At 74.6% G+C, this 1955-nt stretch carries 2 protein-coding genes; one reads left to right on the top strand and one right to left on the bottom strand.

Going from position 1 to position 1955, the window contains the following annotated elements:
* Positions 1 to 110: 110 nt before the first annotated feature.
* Entirely contained in the window at positions 111 to 617 is a 507-nt protein-coding gene (locus IH13_RS0105665) for a cupin domain-containing protein (protein ID WP_031081536.1), read from the top strand.
* A 45-nt stretch (positions 618 to 662) separates the two neighbouring features.
* On the opposite strand, the gene IH13_RS0105670 is transcribed toward IH13_RS0105665, so the two are convergent.
* Complete coding sequence (locus IH13_RS0105670; RefSeq protein WP_031081537.1) at positions 663 to 1850, bottom strand: MFS transporter; 1188 nt, start codon at positions 1848 to 1850, stop codon at positions 663 to 665.
* Positions 1851 to 1955: the final 105 nt, after the last annotated feature.

Raw genomic sequence — 1955 nt, forward strand, 5'->3', positions numbered from 1 at the left:
GCCGAGCCCTCAGCGTAGGCGGGCGGTGACGCGCGGGAGGGCGGGACGGGAGAGGGCGCCGGCCGGTACGGGAGGGAGTGCGGGCCGGCCCCGGGCGTAGCCTGGGCTCCGTGAACGCGACTCCTCGGGTACTCGCCGTACTGGACGACCTGCTCGCCTCCGCCGCCCCGGACGAACGCGGCGCGCTGTGGCGCCTCGCCGAGCAGGGACGGGAGCTGGACGCGAACTTCGTACGCCTGCCACCGGGCGCCGGGGTGGGGGAGCACCAGGAGGACACCCTGGACGTCCTGCTGGTGGTCCTCTCCGGCGGCGGCCGTCTGCGTACGGGTGACGGCGGCACCCTCGGCCTCACGCCGACGACCGCGACCTGGCTGCCCCGTACGTCGCGCCGCGCGCTGGAGGCGGGGCCCGAGGGGCTGACGTACCTCACGGTGCACCGCCGCCGCCCGGGGCTCACGATCAAGCCCGCCGTGCGGGCACCGGAGGCGTACGAGGGCGGCGAGGCGCCCTGCATGCTGGACCTGGTCTGCCCGGAGTGCGGCCGGCTGTCGGCGGACCGGGCCCCGGCCTTCTGCAGCGCGTGCGGGGAGCGCTTCCCGGAGCGTCAGCTGTTCTGATCGCGGCCGGTGGTACGCGCCGTGCCGCTGCCGCCTGAAGGCACGTCAGCCGGGCAGGGGTGTCCGCGCGGCCCGGCGGGGCAGCAGCCGTTCGCCGAGCAGCACCGCGCAGGCCCCGACGGCGAGCAGACCGCCGGCCAGGAAGGTGCCGCGTACCTCCACGCGCGGCAGGAGCAGCGCCCCGATCGCGGCGCCGGCCGCGATTCCGGCGTTGTACCCACCGGAGTTGGCCGCCAGCGCCATGTCCGTACGACCGGGGGCGCAGCGCAGCATCTCGTTCTGCGTGGCCATGAAGACCGGTCCGAGCGCGCCGCCCATCACGGTCAGGAACACCACGGCCGCCACCGGGTCGGAGCCCGTCGCGTACAGGCCGAGCGTGCCCACCGCCTGGACGGCCACCGCCGTGGCGAGGGCGGCGCGCGGGAAGCGGTCCAGCAGCGCCCCGGTGGCGGCCACCCCGGCCAGGCACGCGATGCCGAAGGCCACGAAGAGGAGGTTGATCGAGCTCGTGGAGAAACCGCTCACCTCACCCAGGAACGTCACGATGTACGTGAATCCCGCGAATGCCCCGGTGGCGGAGAGGATTCCGACGGCCAGCACGGTTACGAACCTGCGGGTGTCGGGGGCGGTGCCGTAGGCGGCGTGCCCCTCCTCCGGGCGCGAGGTGGGCAGCAGGACGGCGATCGTCACGAGGGAGAGGAGCCCCAGGCCACCGAGCACCGCCAGCGGCACCGGCCAGTCGGTGTGGTGGCCCAGCCAGGTCCCGGCGGGCACACCGAGGACGAGGGCGAGCGAACCGGCGACGGACAGCACCCCGATCACCCGGCCGCGCACCCGGGCCGGGAACAGGCCCACCGCGACCGGCCCCATCACGGCCCAGAACAGTGCCTGGGCGAGCGCGGTCAGCAGCCGCGCCCCGAGCAGTACCCCGTAGGACGTGGCCAGGGCCGCGACCAGGCTGGAGACGATGAGGGCGGCCAGCACCCCGGAGAGCACATGCCGGCGGGGCATGGCCCGGGTGGCGTGGGCCAGGGGCAGGGACGCCACCGCCACCGTCACGCCGTAGCCGGTGACCAGGTAGCCGACCGAGGGCACCGAGACCCGCAGCCCCTCGGAGATCAGTTCCAGGAGGCCGATGGGCAGGTTCTCCGCCGTGTTGAAGGTGAACGCGGCCAGCATGAGGGCGACGAGCACCACCACCCGGTGCCAGGGAGCCGGTCGTGTCGTGACCATGGCCATGCGACCTCATTCCGTCGTCGTCGGTTGTGGCTGTGGCCGGGCCTCTCTGGCTGGGCCTGTTCGCCCTGCCAGAGCCCGTGTGGCTCGTGCCCTCCGTCG

This window comes from Streptomyces sp. NRRL WC-3549, from assembly GCF_000721935.1.
Classification (GTDB): Bacteria; Actinomycetota; Actinomycetes; order Streptomycetales; family Streptomycetaceae; genus Streptomyces.

Coding starts and splice junctions, on each gene's coding strand:
- IH13_RS0105670 (WP_031081537.1), bottom strand. CDS start 1,850: ATGGTCACGACACGACCGGCTCCCTGGCACCGGGTGGTGGTGCTCGTC.